Genomic DNA, 22124 nt, shown 5'->3' with positions numbered 1-22124 from the left:
AACTTCATATGTCAGTCTCAGTAAACAATATGAATTTGCAGCAGAAGTAATAAATTTTCAATTCAATCATTTAAAAATGAATGTATCAGGAGTAAAGTTTTTCAACAGCCTATTTTTTAGGTATTTTCTGATTCTGACTGTGGCAAGCCATGCAGCAGTTGCCCAGGTGACCGAGGGGTTTTATAAGCTTTGGTATCAAAAGCCTGCAGAAAACTGGAACCAGGCGTTGCCTATCGGGAATGGGCGTCTCGGAGCTATGGTTTTTGGCGGATCACAACAAGAGCGTATTCAGGTTAATGAGGAGACAATTTGGGCGGGAGGACCCGGCAATAATGCGCATCAGGACTTGTTCCCTACTATGGAAAAGCTCAGGGACCTGGTTTTTAAAGGGGAATATAAGAAAGCACAGGATCTTGCCAACGAAGCCATGCCGCGTAGGGCAGCAGAAAACAATAATTACGGAATGCCTTACCAGCTTGCAGGCGATCTGCTGGTAGATTTTCCGGGGCACTACAAGGCTACAGATTACCGTCGGGAGCTGGATATACAAAAGGCCGTTAGCTCGGTGAGTTACACAGTAAACGGTGTCAAATATAAAAGAGAGTATTTTGCATCTTTCCCCGATCAGGTAATTGTGATGAAAATCACGGCCGACAAACCGGGAAGTATCAGCTGTAATCTGGGGTTAGTGACTGCACAGTTGGAGAAGCTGATCGAAGTGCGGGATCAGAAAATCTATCTGACAGGCAGGTCGGGAGATGTAGCCAACAAAAAAGGACAGATCCAGTTTGTAATGGTAGTGCAGCCGGTGATCAAAGGAGGAACAGTGGTTAAAAAAGGAGAGGGGCTTTCTGTGAAAGGGACTTCTGAATTAACTGTCTTTATTTCGGTAGGTACCAACTTTGTCAATTATAAGGACATCAGTGCAAATCCACTGAAACGAGCAGATCAGTATCTGGCGGCTGGTGTAAAGCAAAGTTATCAGCAACTTCTTTCACGGCATACCGGCGATTATCAGAAATATTTTAATAGGGTTTTTCTGAATTTGGGAGAAACTGCATCAGCTGGCAAACCTACTGACCAGCGTGTGGTCGATTTTCAGAAAGGTGACGATCCGCAGCTGGTGTCGCTGTATTTTCAATTCGGGAGATATCTGCTGATCTCTTCGTCGAGGCCGGGAGGACAGCCTGCCAACCTTCAGGGTATCTGGAACGACAAACTATCTCCACCCTGGAGCAGCAAGTATACGGTTAACATCAATACCGAAATGAATTACTGGCCGGCGGAAGTTACTAACCTGACGGAAATGCATCAGCCGCTATTCAGTATGCTTAAAGATTTGTCGGAAACAGGAAAGGAAAGTGCTCAGAACTACTACAGAGCTCGTGGCTGGAACATGCACCATAACACGGACCTTTGGAGAATTACAGGAAATGTGGACGGAGGTTTTTATGGTTTGTGGCCTATGGGCGGAGCCTGGCTCACCCAGCATATCTGGCAACATTATCTTTACAGCGCCGACAAAGCATTTCTTAAAGAATATTATCCGGTTCTCAAAGGGGTTACACTGTTTTATGTCGATATGCTGCGTGAAGAACCCGATAACAAATGGATGGTCGTCGTACCTTCTATGTCTCCTGAGAATACACACCCGGGTGGCGCTGGTATTTCTGCCGGGACAACCATGGATAACCAGCTTGTATTTGATGTGTTCGACAATTTCGAAAAAGCATCAATGCTGCTCGGTACAGACGCTGCTTTCAGAGATTCAGTGTCTGTCCTAAAAAGGAGACTTGCGCCTATGCAAGTGGGCAAGTTGGGCCAGGTGCAGGAATGGATGAAGGACTGGGATCGGGAAGACGACAAACACCGTCATATATCTCATTTGTATGGCCTCTATCCATCGGCTCAAATCTCACCGATCCGCAATCCGGCCTTATTTCAGGCTGCAGAGAAATCACTCGTTTTTCGTGGCGATAAATCTACCGGCTGGTCAATGGGATGGAAAGTGAACTGGTGGGCCAGACTATTGAACGGTAACCAGGCTTATAAACTGATCTCGGATCAGTTAAGTCCGGCCACGGAACAACAGGGGCAAAATGGTGGAACATACCCCAATTTGCTCGATGCGCATCCACCATTTCAGATTGACGGTAACTTCGGTTGTACTGCCGGTGTAGCCGAGATGTTGTTACAGTCACATGATGGTGCGTTGCATCTGCTTCCCGCACTTCCGGATAACTGGACAAAGGGTGAGGTGAAAGGACTGAGGGCGCGCGGAGGATTTGAATTGGATATGAAATGGGAAAATAGCCGGATCACATATCTGGCGATTCGTTCAACTGCAGGTGGCAATTGCCGAATAAGGGTTGATGAAAAACATAAGCCCCTGAAGCTGGAAATGTTAGATATCACCGCTGCAAACACAAATCCATTCTACCAGATTTCGGAGATCAAACAACCCGTTGTTAATCCGTCAATCGCAGCATCGGTTCCGGCAGCACGACAGTTTAAGGAGCTGGATTTGACCATTAAAAAGGGTGAAGCTTACAAGGCTGAGTTTTAGGTCTGATGCTATATAAAGGACACCCGTCAGTCATTTCAATATTTCGGAATGATTGGCGGGTGTGTTTTTGTTTGATGCTAATTATCAAACGAGTCCGTGTTCTTTGAGCGCCTTTTGCTCGTCACCGGTAATGTAGGCGAAAATTTTGAGTGTTTCTTTCAGGTGTTGTAGAAAGTATATAACGCTGAATTCAATAGAACCTTCACTCTCGTCTTTTTGATAAACTGATTCCCAACGTACATCCACCATATAATGCAGAGGGTCTAGTTCGGTGATGTCGATCTGCTTGATTTTCATTTCTGTGATACCGATGGATTTATAAAAATCGTATCCTTTTGGCACCGCATTGAGAAATGATTCGTCATTTTTACTTCCCATCACGCCCATTGGACTCGCCTCAACGAAATAATCTGCAAATGCTTCTGTAGTCTCTTGTCCGACAGATTCTCCTGCCAGACCCGATTCGAAGCGTTTTTCATATTGCTCAAAAAACGCTTCTATCTGGTCATTGATATCTTTCATGATGCACTCAATTTGTTTAAAGAGAGAGGTCGAAAGAAGTATGCCATGCGGGAAGTTATATTGCCAGTAGGTAATATGAGAGTCTGATGTGGTATTCTGAAATGAATTTCCGTCTTAGGGCACAAGCGTAGAATAATTAAATCTGAATCCCTAACCTTGAATAATACAAAATCAGTGCTTACCTTTTGGCTCATAACCAGTAGTTATGTTAACCTTTAATCAAAAACAATGACAAATCGTGTTTTGCTCATGCTGGCCGGGACGGCACTTACAATAGGTGCTTGTCAGCAAAAAACTTCTGATACCTCCGATGCCAAAACGGCGGATAGTACGCTTTCGCCGGTTGAAACTCAAAAGGCAAATTCAGATTACAAGCCTTCGTTTGAAGGGCAAACCCGTATCGGCGGTGTTAAGTCTGCAACAGAAATTGAAGGCAAAGTGCTGACCAGTGAGCTGGTGAATCCGTGGGGTATTACCACGCTTCCTGATGGAAGATTGATCATCACGCAAAAGGCGGGTACAATGCGTATTGCCACCACTGAGGGAAAGCTTAGCGAGCCGATCACTGGTATTCCTAAAGTAGATGCTGACGGACAAGGAGGGTTACTCGGAATTCGTGTTGATCCTGAATTTGAAAAAAACAGAATGGTGTACTGGTTGTTTTCTGAGCCGCGTCCGGGAGGAAACCTGACCGCCGTTGCAAAAGGTAAGCTTTCCGCTGATGAAAAGAAAATCGAAGGAGCAACCGTCATTTACAGAGCAACACCCGAATTTGCAGGTAACTTGCATTACGGAGGACGTATTTTGTTTGATAAAGAAGGTAATCTGATTATCAGTACGGGAGAGCGTTCCGATATCAAGACAAGGCCTCAGGCCCAGAATCTGAATTCAGCTTTGGGTAAGGTGATCCGCATCACCAAAGATGGTAAAGCAGTAGCCGGAAATCCGTTTGAAGGAAAAGCAGGTGCACGACCTGAGATTTATTCTTACGGACACCGTAACGTTCAGGGACTTGCGTTTCATCCTGTAACAGGTGATTTGTGGGAGGTAGAGTTTGGCCCAAGAGGGGGTGATGAGCTCAATCGTATTGAGCCTGGTAAAAACTACGGATGGCCAACTATCACCTATGGCATAGAGTACGATGGTAGAAAGATCGGGGATTCTATTCAGGTGAAAGAAGGGTTGGAGCAGCCAGTGTACTATTGGGATCCGGTTTTGTCACCAAGCGGAATCACTTTCTACAGCAGTGACAGCATTCCTGAGTGGAAAAACAATCTTTTTATTGGCGGATTGAGCAGCATGCACATTGCCAGAATTGTAATAGAAAACAATAAAGTGGTAGGTGAAGAACGCCTGCTATCCGGTGAAGGACAACGTTTCCGCGACATTACAGAAGGAAAAGACGGAGCGCTATATGCAGTAACCGATCAGGGAAGATTGTATCGTATTTTTAAGAAATAAGACGAAAAATATCTGTTACTCTTAAAGAACCAGTTATCGGCATTTAGGCCGGTAGCTGGTTCCTTTGTTTTACATATATATGTAACCACTTTCCAACCTTTCGAATATTTTTCGGTTCCTGTAAGTACTCCGAGTGAATGGGAAATATTTACAATTCGAAAAATGTAATTAAAGCCTGCATCTATGAAATCTATCTATATCTGTTTGTTTATATTGTTTTTACCAGGATGGACTTATGCTCAGTGGGAAAAACAAATTGGAGTTAATGTGATACCGGCCATTGGTAAGTCTCTGGAAGTTAATTCTGAAATCCGGGAAAATACCGCCTATTCCCTGAATCTCGCATTGGGGTATACTTTTAACAGCAGACATGCAGGTGTATTAGACAGGAGACTATACGATGGGATATCCGATCTGGAAACCTCCGGAGCCTTTGTCAAAGCCGGAGGCAAAATTTATCCATTCGGTTTTAAGGGAAAATCTCAGAAGGCCAGCTTGTATGTGGGTGGGTTTGCAGTGCTTTCGCAATACAAACAAAACGCGATACGGGATATAAGCTATAGTTCTTATAGAGATCCTGCTAATCCCGACTTTGATCATATTCCTGTATCAGCACGTGGAATTATTGTATTTCCTGCAGCGACAATCGGCTTTTCAAGCAAAATTAGCCGGCAACTCATGCTTGATTGGGGAATTCAGAAATCGTTTGTAACCGGAAGAAAGGACTTCATCGGTAAAGAATTCAATAATTACCAACCTGGTGCCGGTACTCCACAAAGAGATTCCTACATTGGTTATATTCAGGGAGTTGTTTCAGTTAAGTATCGGTTTGACCCTCTCAGGTAATCGTTAGCCACCGGCTGACTCGGTGCCGGAATGCTGTTTTATGAAAGGAAGCGTTTTAACTGTTGAATCTTCGGGTATATTTTTGAAATACTCTTTGATTACCCATACGCCTTCTACTGTATCAGGAAGAAAAAAGAAATCGCCGTTGGTCAGCTGGTACTCCCCATAGGCCTTGCGAAGTTTTGCATCATTGTGATAATGGTGTATAGCCTGAATATCCCCTTCGTTCAGAATAAGTTCGGTATCACCCATTTTCAGTTCAATAGTGTGCTGTTCAGGCAGTGTGGTGATCACTACATTTTTTGCATATTGCCAGTGATTGAGGTCAATAGCCAATGACAGAATTCCAATAAGCAGGAAAAGGGCAATCATTACAGTCAAGGTCAGAGATTTTAAAGCGGCATTTTCCAGAAAAACGGAGACTGGCGCAGGTTTAAGAAAACATACCTTAAATAATAAACCGCTTACAAAAAAGCAATATAGAGGAATGGTGCTGTCAAGGCGAAAAAAGAAAGACAGCGCGGTGGTCTTGTAAACACGGGATATTTTTAAAGGTGAGCGTGTACCTACAGTATCTCTTGTAAAACGCATCAATTGCCAGAAACAAAGTCCGGCTGGTATAAAAATGATCAAAAAGGTGAGTAAAGTATCCATAGCAGTAAGTTGCATACCTTTGAATGTACAAAAATGTTACGGCTTTGGTGCTCCCGGAAAGGATAAGTGGCACATGGGGAGAAATGGACGGCCGATTGACATCTTAAAGAGAATACAATATTTATGGATATGAAAGTAAAGTGTAACTTTTGTTTGCTTTATATAGAAGTAAATTATATATTTAATATATGAAATCTATTCTGATAATTATTTGTCTGCTTCAATTCGTAATTTTTAAATTTTCAAATGCGCAGCATGCAGAATTGGTTAAGGCGCTAAAGACGCATGTAGTAAAATTACCAGCCGGGGAAGTTTTAAGTGGCGAGGGAATCGGGGCGGCTGTTAACTTGATCAGCAAAGATTTTCAGGTGCTGGGGATTGGTGAGCAATCCCATGGTACGTCGGAGTTTTTCAAGGTGAGAATGGCGTTGATCCGATCGCTTGTCGCAGATAAATCGATCAACAAAATTGGTCTCGAAGCACCCATGGCAGAAGTCGACAAACTGAATGAGTATATTTTTAAGAATGAAGGTGATTTAAAAGCCATCCTGAAATCATTTCGTCTCTATAACTATGAATGTACTGAGTTTGTAGAAATGGTTGAATCAATTAAAAGTCTGAATCAATCAGGAAAGCAGAATATCAGGTTTTTTGGTTTTGATATGCAGTCTCCGTTTCAGGCACTACAGAATATCAGTGATATGTGTTTCCCTAGTAAAAATGCTGTGAGCGACTCTCTGAAACAGTTGAGTTATTATTACGGACTACTCAACAACGAAGTGTACAACCATTCGTTTAGTGAGCAGGATTTTGCGGATCTGAAAAATGTCAGTGACTTTGTGTTTGAAAGGATCGACACAAGCAATTCAGATTGCAAAAGGAACAGCTTATTTGTCAAAAGTGTAACAAACTATAAGCAATTTCTTGCTTTGAACGATCCGGTAATAGCAGCGGACCCTGTTCTTCAATCGACAGTTCGTGACTCACTCATGGCTGTTAATGTGTTAAGTGAAACTAAGCCTGGTAACAAAATTATAATTTTGGCGCACAACGGGCATGTTCAGAAGACATCCAACGTTTTCTCGAATAGCATGGGATATTACCTGAATAAAAAATTAGGGAAGGATTACAAGGTGATAGGGCAAACTACGGCTTCTGGTTTTTATACTGCGACAAATCCAGCTGCTGGCAGGGTAATTGATAAAAACCCTGTTTTGGCTGGAGGCGATGATACATTTGAAAAATACCTTTCAGAAATTGATATTCCTGTTTTTCTATTCGAAACTGCAAAAGTAATTCCAGGTCTAAAAGGTGGTACTTTGCCCGAGACATATAGGTTGCTGGTATTTGGAGCAACTGAAAACCAATTTTTTAAAGGCAACTTGCTGGAAGACTACGATTACGTAATCCACACCCAGCAAACAAAGGGCAATGCCAGCTTTTATTTGAACTGAAGTAAAGCCGAATAACAGATTGCTCAGGCGCATTTAGATAACAATTGAGCCCTTCACAAATCGTAGAAGGGCTCAATTGTTTTACACGCCGGTTGGTTGATGCGAACTTCTTAGTAAGAAAGTTTACTGATCGTTCCATCTTTATAGCTCAGCACATAGTAAGTTTTTTCACCAATGCGTATGATGTCGGTCGGTTGAGACAGGTTATCAAATAGCGTATTGCCGTTTTCATCCACCACTTTGCCTGTTCCGGCAGTGAAACCCATCCCAAAAGCACCATGCTGGACAACGATAGGTTTGTTATTTGCCGATAACGCAATACCTGCCAACGTCGTGAATTTGCCTTTGTACATACTCACTACGCCGGAAGTTGTTACCTGAAAAATTTTCGCTGCGCCGGGTATAAAAGGAAAGCCAGTCAGAGTACTTACGAGAAATTTGCTTCCATCGTAAACAATGCCGGTTGGCACGGCCTCATCGCCTGCTTCAGTTTTGGGAAAGGTGGCAAATACACTCAGATTACCATTTGTCTGATCTCTTTTAATAATCGCATTGCCACCTGCGTCCACAATGTATAAATTATTATCAGGACCGAAGGCAAGCTCAAACCCATTAGAGTTAACCGGATCAGTCAACCGTTTGCTTTCCACAAAGGTCTTCAGGTCGTAAGAGGGGATACTTGCCAGGCTCACCGGAGCATCACCTGACTTGAATCCTGACACATCAGCGATATATAAAAGCCCGCTGATACCGTGCAGGAAATATAATTTTCCATCCCGATAGAGTAATTTACTGATCCCTTCAATCGACCCCTGATTTGTTTCTGAGAGCAGTCCGGTTACAAAAACTGTTTTTTGACCCGATGGTGTAATCATGGATACGCTCGCGTCTTTGTTGTTACTTCCCGTTCCTGCTTCAGTAACCCAAATGTTACCCTTGTCATCCGCTTCGATTCCGATAGGGGCCTTCAGATTACTGGCAAATGGCGCGGATTGAAACGCGGTTGGTTCGGGAATAGGTTGTACGTGGTCTTTTGTACAATGCTGACAGAGGAGAGCGAATACAGCAATGGATAGTGTTAAGAATAGCTTTCTCATTTTCAAACGCTGGTTAGATTGATTTAAGGATTAAGAATAAAATACTCTATGGGATTAGTTTAAATAACCTATTGAAATTCAAAGGATTATTGTGTGTTAATCTAACTATCTGAAATGGAGTAATTACTGACTATTTTACATTTTGGCTCTCACGCTTCCCCCCGTTTTTCGTTTTGCCTGGTTTTTATTGCTGGCGTAATGACCAGTGGGATTTTATTCTATGCTTTTTACAGGTATTGTATAACTCAAATCCTGCAGATATAGAAATTACCCAAGTGGACTGGTGCCGATGAAAAGTGTTGAGCCCCCACGTAGCAAATGGTCTTGCGAATATGCATGAACGCTCCGATTAACGTCGCATACTTTTGATGGCATGAATTTGTTATCACAGCCAAATATGATAACAGCAAATCAGGTCACAAAATTAATTCTCAGGTGTATATCGGCAGCTTTGGCTTTCGTCTACATGGTTTCCTGCAAACCGGTTCCTGTTTCCCGCTGGTTTCCCGTTACGCCGCAAGAGCATTATGAACAGGACTTATATAAGTCAAAAGCAGAGAAAACAGCTGCCGGACAAACGTGGTTTCGGGTCGGGAAGGAGGTTTTAACGGATACTCTTTTTTCATCCGTTCCCTTGCAGGAGAGATTTTTTCTCGGTGATTCACTACCTGCACAATCCATTCGTTTCAAAGTTCCACAAGGAAGAAAACTGCTGATCACTTCCTCCAAAAGTGAAGAAGATTCTTCGTCACAGTTATTTGTTGAAGTCTACCGTAGCAAAGCAAATGGAAAACCACAACGGATTGAATATTTAAAAACAAACAACAACACGTTGACGATTTCTGATCATCAGGAAGATACGTTGGTGCTGAGACTCCAGACCGGCCTGAATGAAAGACTCAAAGTTGCGGTGACTGTCATGACATTACCTACTCTGGTTTTTCCCGTTGCCGGTCACGGTATTCAAAGCCTGATGAGTTTCTGGGGCGCACAAAGGGACGGTGGAAGCCGTTCTCATGAGGGGATTGACATTAAAGCACCACGTGGTACTCCCGTCGTAGCTTCCGAAGACGGCTGGGTGACCCAGACAGGTACCAATAACCTTGGCGGAAAAATTGTTTTTCTTTCTGCTTCCGGCAGCCCTTATTCGCTGTATTACGCCCATCTGGATAGTCAGCTGGTGTCTGTAGGAAAGCGGGTAATTCGAGGTGATACATTGGGTTTAGTGGGAAATACGGGAAACGCCATTACAACTTCGCCGCATCTGCATTTTGGAATTTACGCGCGTGGTGCCGGTGCTGTGGATCCTTTTCCGTTCATTAACGACAAGAAAGAAAAGGTACCTGGCTTGCCGGTATCTTCAAAGTGGTTGGGCGATACCGTGCGTATTCAATCGAAAGTTAACTTATTTTCCTCCCCTGCATTTTCAGATTCTGAGAAAATACGTGTTGTTGCAAAAAACGAAACAGTACGTATTATCGGACAATGGGCGAAAGGTTATAGAGTTGAATTGATCGATGGTACGAAGGGATATATTACGATGGTTGGACTAAAATCAGATAATCAAATCTCCGAAAATAGAGAATAGTTGAATTGGAGACTGTCAGATTGAAATTGAAAAATTGATTCAGATATTTTTTTATAAAATAAGTGGATGAAGAAAGTGCAATTGGAGGGAAATGTATCGGACAGTCATAGCTGATTAACTGTCATTTTATTCATAAAGTAGTAAACTTTAATAGTGAAATTGTCTTTCGTATTAAAGGATGATCAGCATGGTAATTGTTGTGAAGGTGGTGTAGGTATTTTATTGTATACCTTATTTGACTTGTTGAATTCGACAAAATGGGTAATTTGCAAAACAATAAATGAACTTCCGAAATGAGAGGATATATGCATTTTAGACAATTTTTCAGGTTTCAGACTATATTTTTGGTATTGACTGTCGTTACCTACGGCTGCGCGAAAAAGGAATGTATGAGTCCGCCACCAGATTTTTCTTTTCAGATTGCAGACGCTGATAAAAACTATCCGGAAGATTTAGCTGCAAACGCCTCTGTTAAAGTGTATTATAGAGATGGGGAGCAGAAAAGATATATATTAAGTCCGCTGATTCAAGATAAGTACTTTCAGGGTTCAACAATTATATCAGATTCGAGGTCTGCCAATGATCCTGAGCTTTATTTAGAAGTCGATCAAAGGATTCTTGCTAAAATAAAATTGGAAACCTATACAAATAACCAAAAGTGTAACGGTTGGGATCAGGTTTCCAGAGTTACTCAGGACGGGGAAGTCATTTCAAAGGATGGCAATCATAAGTATATTTTCAAATCCATGCAGTAGGCTGTAGTATCAATGTCTGTTTTTTTTCTCTATTTCAGCAAAATACTCAGATATGTCAAGAATGTTAAATTATCTATCCTTACCTATTAAAATGGTTATTGATAAAGTATTTACTACTTTGGTTCTCAGTGTATTTATGGGAGCTTTGCTGTTGTTTGGATTATTAAGCTGTAATAATTATAGAGCTCCTGATCCGATTGTTACTCACTTTCTTCCTATCAATAATCCTGGCCGGGATACTGTTATGGTGCTGGAAAATAGAAACAGGGCCTCTTCATTTTCAATAAGTTATCAGGGGACGTTATCCGATATGGCTATTATCCGATTTTCAACAAACAACTCTTTTTCTCAAAATGGTGGTTTTGCTATTCCTGTGCATCAGAGTATTAAGCAGATTGTCAGAGATATGGCTGGTGATTCATTATTTATCCAATATCAGCCGATAAAGGATACAACATCCGGAGATCTTGCCATCGGTATTACTTTTCACAAGTGATTTTTTACTGATTTAATGTGCAGTCAGGTAAGATAGCTTTTTTTGTATATTTTTCTTTTGTTTTCCAACCGATCCGGATTTAGTCGTGTCAGATGTATTATAAATTCATCTCCGATCTAACACAATTGATTTATGCTGAAATATATCTGTATCATTTTCATTCTTTCACTTTTATCTTGCGGTAAAAAGGATACACCTGATCCTCAGAGTGAGGGTATTGAACTCAGGGAAGGTGTTTCTGAGCCGGTTACGATCGGGAAAGAGACTTTGGAAGTAACTTTGGCTTCTGTAACGCCAATTTTTAGTGAAGGTGTAGGAACTCAGGATGGAGTCTTTACCATGCACAGAGTTTATGATGTTTTTATTAGTATTGGCGATACAGATCTGGTATTCAGAACTGACATCACAGTCAGAAGCGATCAAAAAAGAACAGGCAAGTCTTGGGAGGTGCTCGAAAAATCATATCAGGGAATTAAGAGCTATGGTTCTTACGAGATAGGGGTTGTCGATGTTTATTCTGAAAGCGGCGATGACGGCAATGGAGCGCCATACATTGTAAGGATTTTAATCAAATAGGAGTCCGGGAAGAAGAGAGCAGTACTGAATTCTGCACAGAAACTCATCCGGGTAGCACATCGTCTATACCTGCTTCCGTATAGCCGCACGCGTTATGTTTTACATAACCGGAGTCGTTTTTACTTATCTTGAATAATTGATTAAGCGATCAAACCATGTAGTTGGTCGTGGTGTTTTTGCCGTTAGTCGAATAGCCCGGATTATTAATCTGAAATCTTATAGATTTGATTTTGGTATTTGATTCGCAGCTGATGATCGGAGTTTCTTCATTAAAACCTTATTACAGACAGGCCTGGACGCAAAGTGTTTTCTGGCTTGCCTACTTTCTGTTTGAATGGTTAAATACTGGAGCTTACTCGGACAACTTTCAGAGGAGTTTCTGTTTTATCAGTATCAATATTCCTATTCTGATCCTGGCCGGTTACTGGCATTTGATTGTAACGGTCAGGCACTTTCTTCTTCGAAATCGTCTCGGAGGATTTTTAATAAGTCTTGTTGGTGGATTACTCTTGTTCGGTTTGATGCGGAGGTGCGTCAACTACTATTTGTTTTACCCTGCCTATCACCCTGAAGGCTTGAACAAGGTTTTGATTTATTGGCCTAAGATCTTTGCCGAGTCTATCCAGCTGCATTTAGTGGTGGCACTTTTCGTGACCGTAGATCTGGTACGTCACATGCTCAAACAACAGCAGGAAAATGAAACTTACCGCAGAGAGAAAATGTCTGCAGAATATCGTTTGCTGCAATCGCAGGTACAGCCGCATTTCCTGTTTAATACACTGAACAACCTCATTTCCGTGTCGTTGCATCAGCCCTTACAAATGCCTAATCTGCTGCATCGGCTGGCGGGTCTGCTCAACTATCAGTTGCATGAAAGCCATCGGGATAGCGTGCCACTTGCGAAGGAAATGGAGTACATCCGGGATTATATTTCACTTGAACAGATCCGGTATGGCGACCGGCTTGATGTGCAAACCAACTTTGATTCGCTGGCAAGCCTGCATCGATTACTTATACCGCCGATGCTGCTTCTTCCCTTTGTGGAGAATGCTTTTAAGCATGGTGCGGCACAAACGGAGGGGAATTGCTGGATACAGATGCACTTATCCGTACACAATAATCTGCTGGTTTTTTCAGTAGAAAATTCGGTGACACAGGATCTGCCGCTGGCATTTAGCTCTGGTTTAGGATTGAGTAATCTGAGAAAAAGAATGGAGTTTCTTTTTCCTGACGGGCACGAACTGGTGACTTTGGCGGAGAACGGACAATTTCTGGCGGTTTTAAAATTTAATTTAGTCTGATGGCAATTCAATGTTTTGTGCTCGATGACGAGCCTTTAGCGACTGATTTACTGAAAGATTATATCGGCCGGCTGCCGGATCTTGAACTTGTAGGAACGGCCAATAGTCCGAGACAAGGTTTAGGTTTTCTGCAGAAGAATCAGGTTGACCTGATCTTTCTTGATATACAAATGCCCGGCTTAACCGGCTTCGATTTACTGCGTCCGCTTGGCTACAGGCCGAAGGTTATTTTTACAACTGCATTTCGTGAATATGCGCTGGATAGCTATGAGTTTGACGCCATTGATTTCCTGGTGAAACCAATAGCATTCGATCGGTTTTTGATGTCTGTGGGCAAAGTGCATCGTTTTGCCCAGTCTGGTGGGGCTCTGCCAGAACCTGTTTCGCCTGCCAAAGCGACAAGGGCTTATCAATATTTCAAGGTTGATAAGGAAATGGTAAAGCTGTTTCTTGATGATATTTTGTGGATCGAAAGTCTTAAAGATTACGTGAGAATACATACAATAACCGGCCCACTGGTTACGTATCTGAGGATCAGTTATCTGGAAGAAAAGCTTCCTCCGGATCGGTTTATACGCATCCATAAGTCATTTATAGTTTCGCTTGATCATATGCAGGCGGTCACGTCTACCTATATCCGTGTCAATAACGAAGAAATCCCAATCGGGCGGAGTTACAAAACTAACCTCGACAGGATTTTACAGCATATTCTGCCCGTTGATCCAACTTAAAGTCGACAGTGATATCTGTCATTTTTAGATTTTTTTCAGAGTAAAGTATTGAGCCATGATCATAACCAGAGATATATTAACAGACAATTTCAACCCAGGACGTACGATATCTCTTCCCAGGGCGCATGCTGAGGAAGGTTTGAGATTATATAGAATAGAAGATCATGAAGCGGAAGAGGCTTTTGTAAAAAGATGTGATGACTATTTCGCTATAAAGCTTGTCAGACGTAAAATCGGAGCAGAAATAAGCAGGCAAAGTCTTGGTTTTTACAGTTTCCACCAGCTTCAAAGTTTGAAAACGGGTAGAGAATCCGAGTCTGGTTTTATCTGCATTTTCGATCATGCACTTTATCAAACCTGCCTCGATTTATTACAACCGGTATTGCTTGCCAAGACGATCCGGGAGTACAATCTGACGCACAGAGAATATGATTTTTTGTATAACACTTTTGAAAGAATGCTGTGGCTGCGGCAAGCCGACAAAAGTGAACTGCGTGAACTGACACGGGAAAATTTGTTGGAGCTTACCGATTTTTCGTTAAGACTTACACCGGATCAGTTTCCCAAAAGTACTAATGTTGCCGCTCAAAGAATTACACATTTATTTTTTACGGAGCTGGCCGGTCAGTTTCCTGTTAAAGAAAAGGGTGGTAGCATTCAATTTCGTTTCGCCTCCGATTTTGCCGAACATCTGAATGTGCATGTAAATCATTTAAATAGAGTAGTGAAGGAGGTAAGCAGTAAAACGACAACCCATCATATTGCGGACCGCTTACTCAACGAGGCAAAATTGTTATTGAGACAAACCACATGGTCGGTTTCAGAGATTGCTTATGCGCTTGGCTTTTCAGAAGTTACGTATTTTAACAACTTCTTTAAAAAACATCTTCATACAAATCCGGTAAAATTCAGAAATACCTGAAAGTTTAATTCATTTGTCACAACCTTGTTTGAAGAACATGGCTGCTAAAAAATATTTTCTGATCTGGTTGATATTGTTTGTCTTAGGGATTTGTTCCTGGTTTATCGCGAGTCTACCGTAAACTGACAGATTGATTTTTTTGATTAAGGAGACGGGGGCATTTCGTAACCTGAAAGCTATTGAGATAAGAGAGGATATTTTACTTTCTGAGTGGAAAGAGCCGGAGAATAATTCGGATATTGGAGAACTATTCCGCTTCAGATATTCAGAATATTACTTACTCAATGAAATAATATGAAAAACCTTTCACTCAATCCTTTAGTCCTGTTCATTGTAGCTCCGCTGGTAATTGGTACAGCAGGATGCTGTACCAAGAAACTGTGCATTGGTGCAGACAATATGGATCAGATTGCTTTTAACAATTTCGCTAATAGTGATCTTGACACGATTGTTATTCAGCGATTTAATAAGGGTGCAAATGCTACTAATCCTGTCGACAGTGTTACCGTCGTTACCAGCAATTTTTCACCCGGAACTTATCAGCTCATTCTCTTACCAACCAGGTTGACAGTTGAGCAAAATTATGTGGTAAAGCTTATCAGCACCGGCGAACGGTATGCTATATCCGATTTTGTTGTGACTAAACAGGAATGCAACACTGGATTTATGTGTAATGATTCGTATAACTCATTGGAAAGTTATACGCTAAACGGCAATGTTGTGAGGACTTATCAGTTGGCGATCAGCAAATAGGTATTCATCATGTAATCCAACTTTTAGGCGGAGGGGAAAATAGAACATGCATCTCTGTACGCCGGATTTTCCTCAAACTAAATTTCCTATTTTTGCCGGAGTAACTATTTAACTAACCGGATGAGAGTATTGTTGCCGGTCATTTTTATGACCTTTTTAGCCCATTTTGCATTCAGTCAAACTACTGATGATAACAGCACACCGTTTGTTTTGGGCAGGATAGAGAGGATCAAATCTACTGTATTGTCGGAAGACAGGGTTTTGAATATATACCTTCCCGAGGGCTATAATCCAAAAGATACGATCCGTTATCCTGTTGTATATCTGCTTGACGGGTCGGCGGATGAAGACTTTATACATGTTACGGGTATCTTTCAGTTCAATAATTTCGCCTGGATTGACCGCGTTCCAAAGTCTATCATTGTCGGGATTGCTAACGTAGATAGAAAGCGGGATTTTACTTTTGAAACTACAATTGAGTCGGAAAAGAAAAAGCTACCCACCAGTGGTCATTCAGAAAAATTCATTCGGTTTCTAGAACAGGAACTCCAGCCTTTTATTGAGAAGAAGTTTAAAACAAAGAGTTCAAAAACACTTATAGGCCAGTCATTAGCAGCATTATTGGCAACGGAAGTACTCTTAAAGAAGCCTGCACTGTTTGATAAGTATATTATCATAAGTCCGAGTATGTGGTGGGACAATGGTTCACTGTTTAATCTGAAACCTGCGGCATTACACAAGAAAACGGATGTATATATCGCAGTGGGCAAGGAAGGGTTGGCGCCGAGTGCCCAACCTCATGTTATGGAGGTAGATGCCAATCTGCTTTTTGAAAAATTACAGCAAATTAAATCTCCTTTGTTGCAAGTCCATTTTGATTATTTGCCCGGAGAAGATCACGCCACCATTACCCATCAGGCTGTATTTAACGCGCTCCGGGCTTTGTATCCGGTGAAGTAAGTTAAAAGTGAAATTGCGGCAGTTGGAATTAATACCAGTAATAATGGTACTAATCTCCGTAATCTGTATACTGCAATCCATTCTTCAAATTCTCAGTTTTGTATAACCCCTTTGCGGGGCAGTTTTCAAAACAAATTTGATCAGCATCATGAAAAGTGAGAATAGAAGATCGTTTTTAAAATCGGGGATGGCATTGGGTGCGACTATGGCAGCTGTGAGTTCAGTTGCATCTGCATCATCGTTTTCTCCATCAGATTCAGAGACAAAATCGTCAGCTCCGGATAAAAGAATATTGGGCTCGGGAAAACACAAGCTTGAAGTCTCTGCACTCGGCTTGGGTTGCATGGGTATGAGTTATCACAGAAGTTTTGTGCCGGATAAAAAAGCGATGATCAATCTGATTCGCAATGCCTATGATCTGGGAGTTACATTTTTTGATACAGCCGAGGCATATGGTCCTATGGTGAATGAAGAGCTGGTAGGAGAGGCGCTGATACCCATACGTAAAAAGGTAATAGTTGCTACCAAATTCGGTTTTAAAGATGGGAAGCCGGCGAATGGTTTGGACAGTAGGCCTGAGCGAATAAGGCAGGTAGCGGAACACTCACTTAAAAGTTTGAAAACAGACTATATTGATTTGTTTTACCAGCATCGTGTAGATCCCAACGTTCCGATAGAGGATGTGGCGGGAACAGTAAAAGATTTGATCAAAGAAGGAAAAGTAAGGAACTTCGGGTTGAGTGAAGCCAGTGCAGAAGTAGTTCGAAAAGCACATGCTATACAGCCAGTAACGGCTTTGCAAAGTGAATACTCACTCATGACGCGGGAGCCTGAAAAGGATGTCATAGAGGTTTGTCAGGAGCTGGGAATAGGATTTGTTCCTTACAGTCCGATTAGTCGAGGACTTATTTCCGGGTATATTAATGAACGCACTAAATACGTCAATTCCAATGATAACCGACAATCATTGCCGCGCTACCAGCCCGATGCTATTGTAGCAAACTGGCCATTGATACAGCTACTCAAAGAATTTGGCGATCAAAGAGGATTAACAGTAGCGCAGGTGGCTTTGGCATGGTTGCTGGCGAAAAAGCCTTTCATTGTTCCAATACCCGGTACTACGAAATTGGCTCACTTGCAGGAAAATATGTGGGCAGCTAATTACGCTTTCCAGCCCGGGGAACTACAAAAGCTGAATGAGGATCTGTCAAAGATTGAGATAGTCGGGGCGAGATACACGGGTGTTCAGGCAGAGCAAACCAGAAAGTGATATCCAAACATACCTGAGTGGTTTATCATCACTCAGGTATGTTTCCGTTTATTGCCGGTCAATTTTATACAGTCTTCCCTGATCGGTGATGGCATATAGTGCTCCGTCACTTCCCTGGGTAATGTCCCGGAAACGCTGAGACTGATCTGCAAGAAGCCTTTCTTCGCCTACAATTTTGTTATCCTGAATTACAAGTCTGGCAATATGCTGTCCGCTCAACGCACCTACAAATAGATTATTAGTCCACTCCGGAACACGATTCCCGGCATAGAAGGTCATTCCGCTTGGAGAAATCACAGGATCCCAGTAATAGGCAGGTTGCTGCATACCATCCTGTTGCTGGATACCTGCGCCAATCGTAGCACCGCTGTATTCTACTCCGTAAGTGATAATCGGCCAGCCGTAATTGGAGCCGGCTGCTATCCGGTTAATTTCATCGCCACCGCGAGGACCATGCTCACTTTCCCATAGGTCGCCTGTCACCGGATGGATAGCAAGTCCCTGCGGATTACGGAAGCCATAGGCATAGATTTCTGCCCGGGCGTTGGCTTGGCCTGCAAACGGATTACCTTGTACCGGAGCTCCGTCTTTCGTTATTCTGAGGATTTTCCCTGGTGCAGCATTGAGAGATTGTGCCTGCGTTCTCACTGCAGCGTCTGATCGCTCACCGGTACTGATCAGAAGATTCCCTGACTGATCGAAAAGAATTCTTCCTCCATAATGCAGTGTGCCGCCATAAGCTGGCGTGGCACGGAAAATCACCGTTGGTGTTTCAATTCGTCTTTCATCTGCCGACAACTTGCCTTTTGCAACTGCTGTCAGATTCCCCCCTGTTGCAGCTTCAGAATATACCCAGTAGACCATCCTGTTGGTTGTAAATTCAGGATCAACCCTTACGCCCAGCAAACCTCCTTGCCCACCCGCATTTACAGTTGGTATGCCTGAGATAGCTTCTGAGACCTCACCTGAGCTGGTCACTATGCGCATGGTTCCTGCTTTTTCTGTTATCAGCAAACGTCCGTCGGGTAAAGTTGTGATTCCCCAGGGGCTGCGAAGGGATTCTGTTAAAACCTGGCTCGACCAGTTCGTAGAGGTCTTTACAGCGGTAATGCGGGTTTGTCCGGCAAAAGCAGGTCGGTAATTGGTATTGGCAGGATTGGTTTCAACAGAGGTTGTAGTATCCGATTCAACAGGATTTTCAGGGCCATCTGTCACGTTGTCCTTGCAGGCAGCAACCGATATTACCGCGGTTGCCAATGTGATAAGCGCTAATTTTCTCATAAATTAAGTCAGATGGTTAGATGTGATGATTTCTTGTGACGTGTGAAAATGGATAACAGGCAAAAAGAATGCCCGTTACCATAACGCTTACAGAGATGGAGTTTGTTGAGGCGTTGAAGGCTATTTTTGACCAACAACAACCATAACCTCCTCAACCCGCTGAAAAATTCGACGAAATGCAAGTCTATATTTCCCCTTCATCGTAAAAAATCTTGAATATGGGAGCTATTTAAGGAAAAAGGGTGACCATAAAATGACCACCCTTTCTAATTCTCTAACCAAACTACTTTTGATTCAATCCTTGTGAAAAATTAGTAGCTACCTCTAAGTTACTTGAATATTGATAACAAATGCCAATTTCTCTTAGAATCGTCCAGACATTGGTTGATAAAAAGCAATTAGAAGGGCATTGGGAATAGGGAAAAGGGTGTGTTGGGCATAGAGGATTCCGGACAGGTCTTCCTTACTTTTTTAAAGGAAAGAAATTTGTGTTGCAAACCTTCCCTCTATCTGGCAAAATCGCCCCTCCTGATTTTCTTACCCGAAGGTGGTCAGCTATCTTTGAGAAATTTTAAAAGAGAGTTATGCAAAATGAACAACCGATTCAGATTCCCGTTGAGTATAAAGGAGAGGAGTTAACAATAGACGGAAGGCTGGTTAGTTTTGGATATACCTATAAATTGTACCTGACGATCGGCGAGACAGAGGTAGTATTTGAGAAAGATGACAGTCAACAGTATAGAGCTTTGATAGAAACGCCGGTAGATGGAAAAACGTTGGATTCAGGGTTGATCAATGCGGTAATAGAGGTTTTGGATAGTCTGTAAGGTTGTAGCCTGTCTGATTGCAATTGTAGGCACAATACCCGAAATGTAGTTTTTATTCTATCATAATCCTTTCCATTCCTTGTTGCAGTCCGTATGTGACCGATGTGTGATAAGTGGCATTGTTCTTTTGCCGGTAGGCGGCAATAGTTCAGTTTTTCAAAAAGGTGTATCAGAAAAGTTACATCTTATCAATGCTGTTTGTATGAAATTCATTCTTTTTTCTCTGTTTTTCTTTTTGAATATAGGTTTTGTTTATGGCCAATTCAGTGACTCGCTTACACATAGAGTACGTTTGTCGACGTCTGGGACATTCAACAAAACATCCGAAGGGATGACCTATCTGTTAAACAATAGCGGCAACTTTAGCGTCAAAAAGAAACGGTTTGTAATGAATACCAACGCGGCATGGCTGTATGGCGGAACATTGGAAACAATGACCAATAATGATGTCAACGCCTCCGTTGATTTTAATGTCTACAACAAAAAAGTGCCTGATTTTTACTACTGGGGACTTGTTAATTTTACTTCCAGTTTTTCTTTGAAAATCAATGAGCAAGTACAATCTGGTCTGGGCTTGGCATATCGTATTGTGAATAAGGAAAATCTGATGTTCAGTGTCAGCGATGGAATTTTGTATGAGCGGAGCAATATCATCCAGCCTGACAGCGCGGAGTTCGGGTATCAGACAGTCAGAAATTCCCTCAGGTTACAACTCAACTGGAAACACAAAGATTTTATCACTTTAACGGGCTCTGGCTTCTGGCAACCTTCACTCACCTACCGGAATGACCATATCGTAACTACGAATTTAAATGTAGGTTTTAAGGTTTGGCGCTGGGTCACACTTAACACAGCTTTGAACTACAACCTGATCAGCAGGACGGAAAAGGAGAATTTTATTCTTACTTACGGGATAGTCTTTGAGCGCTTCTTCTAGTCAACTTCTAAGTAGGGGCACCTTGCATTTCTGAGTTCATTCTCACCGGATTTTTCTTGAATATTTGCAAGGCAATCTCTCCGGCACTACTTTTGTGGCAGATTAGAACTTCATTATCAGCAAACGTGTCCCAGCGTTAGAGAAGAAATTGGGGATGTGTTTGGTTCTTTTGTGCTTACACTGCACATGCTCTGACCAATTGTTTAACACTAACATTTGGTTTACAATGAGCAAAAAGAATCTGTTTCTTCTGTTGTTAATTTTGGGTACTGCTTTCTGGGGTATCTCATTTACATTTGTGAAAACGGGTATTTCCGTTACTTCTCCATTCATTTTTCTTTTCTATAAATTCCTGACTGCGGCTGTTGCTGTAGCGCTATGGTTTTATCGGCAGATTAGGCTAATCACCTTTAATACAATACGTATAGGTACATTGATCAGTATACCTTTACTGGCAGCGACGATTTTGCAAACGATTAGTCTGCGTTACACACCTATCGGAAATGCAGCTTTTATTACAGGATTTGAAGTGGTGCTCGTACCGGTTTTGAAATTCTTCATTTATAAAAAACCAGTGAAACTGAATAATTGGATTGCTTGTCTGCTTGCCGTCACCGGGCTTTTCATTATCAGTGCCGCTGATCAACTCAGAATCAGTTACGGGGATTTGCTGGCACTAGCATGTTCCTTCGGATTTGCTCTGTATGTGTTGCAGGTTGCGCATGTATCAAACGAAGAGCATCCGATTCCGGCTGTAATTGTGCTGATGCTGGTTTGTGCAGTAGGGTGTGGACTCATGGCTTTGTTTGACGGCGATGTCAACTGGGTTCCTGCCGATCGTGATTTCTGGCAGGCGGTTTTATTTGCTGCATTGCCGGCTACTGCATTTATGTACTCGGTTCAGAATGCTGCTCAGCGTTATCTGCCTGAAGAGAAAATAGCGCTGGTGTATCTTTGCGAGCCGGTGTTTGCCACTGTTGCGGGAGTAATCTTTCTGCATGAAGCATTAACAGAAAGGATTATTTTTGGTGGAGGATTTATAATAGCTGCAATGGTTATTTCTGAACTCCGTTTAAACTGGCTGAAACGGTTAAGGCGAAGCTGAGATTTTGACTCAATCAAGGCGA

The 22124-nt window shown here is 42.3% G+C and carries 21 protein-coding genes; 17 read left to right on the top strand and 4 right to left on the bottom strand.

All coding sequences use genetic code 11. The features are described 5' to 3' along the window. Positions 1-76 precede the first annotated feature (76 nt). Complete coding sequence (locus tag DSL64_RS24030; RefSeq protein ID WP_115833516.1) at positions 77-2566, top strand: glycoside hydrolase family 95 protein; 2490 nt, start codon at positions 77-79, stop codon at positions 2564-2566. A gap of 84 nt (positions 2567-2650) precedes the next feature. On the opposite strand, the gene DSL64_RS24025 is transcribed toward DSL64_RS24030, so the two are convergent. Next, positions 2651-3088 (bottom strand): DUF6841 family protein, encoded by a 438-nt coding sequence (locus tag DSL64_RS24025; RefSeq protein WP_115833502.1) that lies wholly within the window; start codon positions 3086-3088, stop codon positions 2651-2653. A 228-nt stretch (positions 3089-3316) separates the two neighbouring features. Here DSL64_RS24025 and DSL64_RS24020 point away from each other — a divergent pair, with 228 nt between their 5' ends. Further along, positions 3317-4549: a PQQ-dependent sugar dehydrogenase gene (locus tag DSL64_RS24020; RefSeq protein WP_115833501.1), complete on the top strand. Its 1233-nt coding sequence runs from the start codon at positions 3317-3319 to the stop codon at positions 4547-4549. A 183-nt stretch (positions 4550-4732) separates the two neighbouring features. Further along, the gene (locus DSL64_RS24015; protein ID WP_115833500.1) at positions 4733-5395 is read left to right on the top strand and encodes a hypothetical protein; all 663 of its coding nucleotides are present in this window, start codon (positions 4733-4735) and stop codon (positions 5393-5395) included. A gap of 3 nt (positions 5396-5398) precedes the next feature. On the opposite strand, the gene DSL64_RS24010 is transcribed toward DSL64_RS24015, so the two are convergent. Beyond that, complete coding sequence (locus tag DSL64_RS24010; RefSeq protein WP_158547977.1) at positions 5399-6049, bottom strand: PH domain-containing protein; 651 nt, start codon at positions 6047-6049, stop codon at positions 5399-5401. Positions 6050-6237: 188 nt separating this feature from the next. Here DSL64_RS24010 and DSL64_RS24005 point away from each other — a divergent pair, with 188 nt between their 5' ends. Then, complete coding sequence (locus tag DSL64_RS24005) at positions 6238-7503, top strand: erythromycin esterase family protein (RefSeq protein ID WP_115833498.1); 1266 nt, start codon at positions 6238-6240, stop codon at positions 7501-7503. A 110-nt stretch (positions 7504-7613) separates the two neighbouring features. Here DSL64_RS24005 and DSL64_RS24000 read toward each other — a convergent pair whose 3' ends face one another. Then, positions 7614-8600: a ScyD/ScyE family protein gene (locus DSL64_RS24000; RefSeq protein WP_115833497.1), complete on the bottom strand. Its 987-nt coding sequence runs from the start codon at positions 8598-8600 to the stop codon at positions 7614-7616. A 397-nt stretch (positions 8601-8997) separates the two neighbouring features. On the opposite strand from DSL64_RS24000, the gene DSL64_RS23995 reads away from it, so the two are divergent. The 10 genes from DSL64_RS23995 (at position 8998) to DSL64_RS23950 (ending at position 17952) form a co-directional block, all read left to right on the top strand. Then, the gene (locus tag DSL64_RS23995; protein WP_115833496.1) at positions 8998-10188 is read left to right on the top strand and encodes a peptidoglycan DD-metalloendopeptidase family protein; all 1191 of its coding nucleotides are present in this window, start codon (positions 8998-9000) and stop codon (positions 10186-10188) included. A gap of 305 nt (positions 10189-10493) precedes the next feature. Next, the gene (locus DSL64_RS23990; protein WP_147300414.1) at positions 10494-10943 is read left to right on the top strand and encodes a hypothetical protein; all 450 of its coding nucleotides are present in this window, start codon (positions 10494-10496) and stop codon (positions 10941-10943) included. Positions 10944-11034: 91 nt separating this feature from the next. Continuing rightward, on the top strand, positions 11035-11439 hold the full coding sequence (locus DSL64_RS23985; protein WP_147300413.1) for a hypothetical protein: 405 nt from the start codon (positions 11035-11037) through the stop codon (positions 11437-11439). 132 nt (positions 11440-11571) lie between these two features. Further along, positions 11572-12015: a hypothetical protein gene (locus DSL64_RS23980; RefSeq protein ID WP_115833493.1), complete on the top strand. Its 444-nt coding sequence runs from the start codon at positions 11572-11574 to the stop codon at positions 12013-12015. Between the two features lie 224 nt (positions 12016-12239). Then, the gene (locus DSL64_RS23975; RefSeq protein WP_115833492.1) at positions 12240-13316 is read left to right on the top strand and encodes a sensor histidine kinase; all 1077 of its coding nucleotides are present in this window, start codon (positions 12240-12242) and stop codon (positions 13314-13316) included. Beyond that, a complete protein-coding gene (locus DSL64_RS23970) occupies positions 13316-14047 on the top strand; it encodes a LytR/AlgR family response regulator transcription factor (protein ID WP_115833491.1) in 732 nt (243 codons plus the stop codon). The genes DSL64_RS23975 and DSL64_RS23970 overlap by 1 nt, the downstream gene beginning before the upstream one ends. 55 nt (positions 14048-14102) lie before the next feature. Next, complete coding sequence (locus DSL64_RS23965) at positions 14103-14969, top strand: AraC family transcriptional regulator (protein WP_115833490.1); 867 nt, start codon at positions 14103-14105, stop codon at positions 14967-14969. 294 nt (positions 14970-15263) lie between these two features. After that, positions 15264-15722: a hypothetical protein gene (locus DSL64_RS23960; RefSeq protein ID WP_115833489.1), complete on the top strand. Its 459-nt coding sequence runs from the start codon at positions 15264-15266 to the stop codon at positions 15720-15722. 147 nt (positions 15723-15869) lie between these two features. Then, positions 15870-16682, top strand: a complete 813-nt coding sequence (locus DSL64_RS23955) for an alpha/beta hydrolase (protein WP_229217211.1) — start codon at positions 15870-15872, stop codon at positions 16680-16682. A 148-nt stretch (positions 16683-16830) separates the two neighbouring features. Continuing rightward, positions 16831-17952 (top strand): aldo/keto reductase, encoded by a 1122-nt coding sequence (locus tag DSL64_RS23950; protein ID WP_115833487.1) that lies wholly within the window; start codon positions 16831-16833, stop codon positions 17950-17952. Between the two features lie 48 nt (positions 17953-18000). Here DSL64_RS23950 and DSL64_RS23945 read toward each other — a convergent pair whose 3' ends face one another. After that, a complete protein-coding gene (locus DSL64_RS23945) occupies positions 18001-19233 on the bottom strand; it encodes a PQQ-dependent sugar dehydrogenase (RefSeq protein ID WP_115833486.1) in 1233 nt (410 codons plus the stop codon). 584 nt (positions 19234-19817) lie between these two features. Between DSL64_RS23945 and DSL64_RS23940 the strand changes: the two genes are divergently transcribed. The 3 genes from DSL64_RS23940 to DSL64_RS23930 all read left to right on the top strand — a co-directional run bounded on the left by DSL64_RS23940 (position 19818) and on the right by DSL64_RS23930 (position 22102). After that, positions 19818-20060, top strand: coding sequence for a hypothetical protein (locus DSL64_RS23940; protein WP_115833485.1), 243 nt, complete (start codon positions 19818-19820; stop codon positions 20058-20060). A 202-nt stretch (positions 20061-20262) separates the two neighbouring features. After that, complete coding sequence (locus DSL64_RS23935) at positions 20263-20997, top strand: DUF481 domain-containing protein (protein WP_147300412.1); 735 nt, start codon at positions 20263-20265, stop codon at positions 20995-20997. Between the two features lie 226 nt (positions 20998-21223). Then, complete coding sequence (locus DSL64_RS23930) at positions 21224-22102, top strand: DMT family transporter (protein WP_158547976.1); 879 nt, start codon at positions 21224-21226, stop codon at positions 22100-22102. Positions 22103-22124 lie beyond the last annotated feature (22 nt).

Source organism: Dyadobacter luteus, from assembly GCF_003383615.1.
GTDB classification, from domain to species: Bacteria; Bacteroidota; Bacteroidia; order Cytophagales; family Spirosomataceae; genus Dyadobacter; species Dyadobacter luteus.
The sequence above is the reverse complement of the archived record's forward strand: the minus strand, read 5'-3'. Positions and strand labels throughout refer to the sequence as shown.